This window comes from Streptomyces sp. NPDC054847, assembly GCF_053610925.1.
In genome coordinates this window covers 1-4,164 of the sequence record NZ_JBSGZJ010000558.1, presented here as the reverse complement: position 1 = coordinate 4,164, position 4,164 = coordinate 1, and the positions used below count along the sequence as shown (strand labels likewise).

The window sequence follows — 4,164 nt, the reverse complement described above, 5'->3', positions numbered from 1 at the left end:
GGAGGGCTACGGGGGAGGAGCCATGCCGACCGACGACAACGCGGCGTGGGGGCACCTCCCGTGCCCGGAGGGCTACGGGGGAGTGCGTGCCAGGGCCCGCGAGCCCGGCATGATCCAAACGAGAGGCCCTGGGCCCTGGCAGGGCACGGCGGGCCGGTCCGTGACGTCACCGGGTCAGCGGCGGGCGGCCGCCGTGCGCAGACCGCGGCCGTTCTTGCGGCCGAGCAGACCCGCGGCCACCAACTGCTCCAGCGCCGGCGAGGGACGGTACTCCGGCGTCCGGAACCGTTCGTGAAGCCGGTGCTGGATGGCCAGCGACACATCGAGCCCGATGGTGTCCAGCAGCGCGAACGGACCCATGGGGAAACCGAATCCGTGCTGGACGGCCGCGTCGATCTCCTCGATGTCGCACCCGGGCCGCTCCAGCAGCGCCAGCGCCGCACCCAGATAGGGGAACAGCAGGCTGTTGACGATGAAGCCGGTACGGTCCGGGCACTCGACGACCGTTTTGCCCAGCGCGTCGCAGAAAGCGCGCGCGGTGGACCACACACCCGGGTCCACCACCTCGGTGCGCGCCAGCTCCACCAGCCGCATCACCGGGGCCGGGTTGAAGAAATGCATGCCGACCACGTCCGCCGGCCGGCCCGATGCCTCGGCGCACGCGGTGACCGACAGGGAGGAGGTGGTGGTGGCCAGCACCGTGCCCGGCGCGCACACCTCGCCCAGCCGTGCGAACAGCGCACGCTTGACGTCGAGATCCTCCGCGACCGCCTCGATCACCAGGTCGCAGCCGGCCAGGGCCGCCACGTCGTGCGCCCCTTCCAGGAGTTGGCAGGCCGACGCCTTCACCTGCGCCGTGACCTTGCCGCGCCGCACCGCGCGGGTCAGGGATTCGGCCACACCGGCCAGCGCCTCCTGCGCCTTGTCGGCCGAGCGGGCCACCAGCACGGTCGGATGCCCGGCCGCGGCCGTCACCTCCGCGATGCCGCGCGCCATCGCACCCGAGCCCAGCACGCCCACCCGGCCGACCGGCCCGGCGCCCGCACCGCCCGCCGCACCGGCGGGAGCCGCCTCGAGCCGCTCACCGCGCTCGTCGTAGGCGTAGAAGCCGTCCCCCGTCTTCACCCCCAGCCGCTCGGCCGCGACCATCCGGCTCAGGAGCGGAGCGGGCTCGAAGGCACTGTCACCGGTGCGCCGCCACAGGCCGGTCAGCGCACGGTGGGCGGCGTCCAGGCCGATACGGTCGAGCAGTTCCAGCGGGCCCGCGGGCAGAGCGCAGCCGAACCGCATCGCGGTGTCGATCGCGTGCTGCGTGGCGTAGCCCTCGTCGAGGAGGATCACCGCACGGTTGAGGAACCCGAGCACCAGCGCGCCGGCGTCGTCCGCCGCGCGCGCCCCGGCCGTGACCGGCGTCAGACCGGTGTCGGTCACCAGCGCGTCGAGCGCGGCCGCGGCCTGCGGCGAGGTCAGGGCGGTGCGGTGCGGCCGGACGGGAGCCGCGGGCCGGGGCGGCGTGAACAGATGCAGTGCCGCGACATCGGCCGGCCGCCCGCAGGCGAGGGCCAGGCCGGTCACGGACAGCTCCGCCGTGGTGGTGAGCAGGGGAGTGCCCGGCGGGCAGGCGGCGACGATCTGCGCCAGCGCGGCCGACTTGGCGGCCGTGTCGTCCGGCACGCACTCGATCACCAGACGGGCGTCGCGCAGCAGCGTGTGGTCGGCGGTGAAGGTGACCGGCGCACGGCCCGGTCCGTCGCCGGCGATCGCCTTGAGCCGCCGGGCGGCCCGGGCCAGGACGTCCAGGTCGGTGTCGACGGCGACGACCGGCCGACCCGCGTCCACCACACGATGCAGCAGGGCCTCGCCGGCCGACCCCAGGCCGACGATCCCCGTGACGGGGACGGGGACGGGAACGGGGACGGGGACGGGAACGGGTTCTGTCATGAGACCTTGGCCTCCCCTTCGCGGAAACGGTTGATGGCGTCGATGTGCTTCTCACGCATCTCCGGGTCACGCACACCGAGGCCCTCCTCGGGGGCGAGCGCGAGGACACCGACCTTGCCCTGGTGGAGGTTGCGGTGCACGTCGTACGCGGCCTGCCCGGTCTCCTCCAGCGCGTAGACCTTCGACAGGGTGGGGTGGATCCTGCCCTTGGCGATCAGGCGGTTGGCCTCCCACGCCTCGCGGTAGTTGGCGAAGTGCGAGCCGATGATCCGCTTCAGCGACATCCACAGGTAGCGGTTGTCGTACTCGTGCCGGAAGCCCGTCGTCGACGCGCAGGTCACGATCGTGCCGCCCTTGCGGGTGACGTACACACTCGCGCCGAACGTCTCGCGGCCCGGGTGCTCGAAGACGATGTCGACGTCCTCGCCGCCGGTGAGCTCACGGATACGGGCGCCCAGCCGCTTCCACTCGCGCGGGTCCTGGGTCTGCTCGTCCTTCCAGAACCGGTAGCCCTCCGCGCTGCGGTCGATGACCGCCTCCGCGCCCATCTTCCGGCAGATGTCCGCCTTCTGGCCGCTGGAGACGACACAGATCGGGTTGGCGCCGCCGGCCAGGGCCAACTGCGTGGCGTAGGAGCCCAGACCGCCGCTCGCACCCCAGATCAGCACGTTGTCGCCCTGCTTCATCCCGGCCCCGTTGCGGGAGACGAGCTGCCGGTAGGCGGTGGAGTTCACCAGACCCGGGGCCGCCGCCTCCTCCCAGGTCAGATGCTCGGGCTTGGGCATCAGCTGGTTCGACTTGACCAGCGCGATCTCGGCCAGCCCGCCGAAGTTGGTCTCGAAACCCCAGATCCGCTGCTCGGGGTCGAGCATCGTGTCGCCGTGGCCGTCCGCCGACTCCAGCTCCACCGACAGACAGTGCGCCACCACCCGGTCCCCGGCCTTCCAGCGGTTCACACCGGGGCCGGTGCGCAGCACGACACCCGCCAGGTCGGAGCCGAGGACGTGGTACGGCAGGTCGTGGCGGGCGGCGGCGGGGGAGAGCCGCGCGTAACGCTGAAGGAAGCCGAACGTCGGCAGCGGCTCGAAGACCGACGACCAGACGGTGTTGTAGTTCACCGACGACGCCATCACCGCCACCAGCGCCTCGCCGGCCGAAGGCATCGGCACCGGCACGTCCTGCAGATGCAGCGACTTGCGCGGATCCTTGTCCGCGAAGTCCATCGCCTCGAACATGCCGGTGTCCTCCTTGCGGACCACGGCACCGCGGTAGCTGTCGGGAAGCGGCACAGCCGCGAAGTCCTGCGGCGTCGCATCCTCACAGAGAAGGGCACTGATGATCTCGTCCACGTGAATTCCCTGGTTTCTCTCGGGAGTCGAGGAGCGCGCAGCGCGCCGGGGCACGGCCGGAGGGACGCGGCACAGGCACACGGCAGGCACTGCGCCGAGCCTGCGCCACCACGGCCGGCACCGGTAACCCCCGACGCCCCCCTACATCCGCCGGCGCCCCGAGCACAGGGGGATGTCAGGGGAAGCCGCAGCGGCCGGCGAACACCGATCGTGGTCTCAAGCCCTGCTCGTGACCGGCTAGGAGAGAGACCGATGACCGCCCTTACGGGAGACACCCCCTGGTTCAGGAACTACCGACCGGCCCCCGACGCACCCCTGCGGCTGGTCTGCCTGCCGCACGCCGGCGGCGCGGCCACCTTCTACCACCCCGTCGCCCAGGCGCTGTCCCCGCGCATCGAGGTCCTGGCCGTCCAGTACCCGGGCCGGCAGGACCGGCGCGAGGAACCGGCCGTCACGGACATCGCCGTGCTCGCCGACACGATCGCCGAGGCCCTCGCACCGCGGACCGACCGGCCCTACGCCCTGTTCGGCCACAGCATGGGCGCCACCGTCGCCTTCGAGGCCGCACGCCGCCTCGAGGCCGCCGGCCACGGGCCCGCCGCGCTGTTCGTCTCCGGCCGCCGCGCCCCCTGCCTGGATCGCGAGGGAGACCTCCAGCCGCGCACCGACGAGGAAGTCGTCGCCGAGATCCGCGCCTTGAACGGCACCGGCGCCGAACTCCTCGACGACGCGGAGGTCCTGGACATGATCCTGCCCGCCCTGCGCGCCGACTACGCGGCGGTGCGCCGCTACCGCTACAGCGACGGACCCGCGCTGCGCTGCCCCGTCACCGCCTTCACCGGCGACAGCGACCCCAAGGCATCCGCGGCCGACG

Annotated in this window: 3 protein-coding genes; 1 reads left to right on the top strand and 2 read right to left on the bottom strand. The window is 72.7% G+C overall.

The window, feature by feature from the left end; all coding sequences use genetic code 11:
• Nucleotides 1–174 precede the first annotated feature (174 nt).
• Together ACWGH4_RS32260 and ccrA are read right to left on the bottom strand one after the other, a co-directional pair.
• Complete coding sequence (locus ACWGH4_RS32260; protein WP_453467116.1) at nucleotides 175–1,941, bottom strand: 3-hydroxyacyl-CoA dehydrogenase family protein; 1,767 nt, start codon at nucleotides 1,939–1,941, stop codon at nucleotides 175–177.
• Nucleotides 1,938–3,290 carry a crotonyl-CoA carboxylase/reductase gene (ccrA, locus tag ACWGH4_RS32255; RefSeq protein ID WP_453467114.1) on the bottom strand — a complete coding sequence of 451 codons (1,353 nt, stop codon included), beginning with the start codon at nucleotides 3,288–3,290 and terminating at the stop codon, nucleotides 1,938–1,940. Before ccrA ends, ACWGH4_RS32260 begins: the two co-directional genes overlap by 4 nt.
• A 252-nt stretch (nucleotides 3,291–3,542) precedes the next feature.
• On the opposite strand from ccrA, the gene ACWGH4_RS32250 reads away from it, so the two are divergent.
• Nucleotides 3,543–4,164 (top strand): thioesterase II family protein (locus tag ACWGH4_RS32250; protein WP_453467112.1); only part of this gene is annotated, 622 nt, incomplete at its 3' end.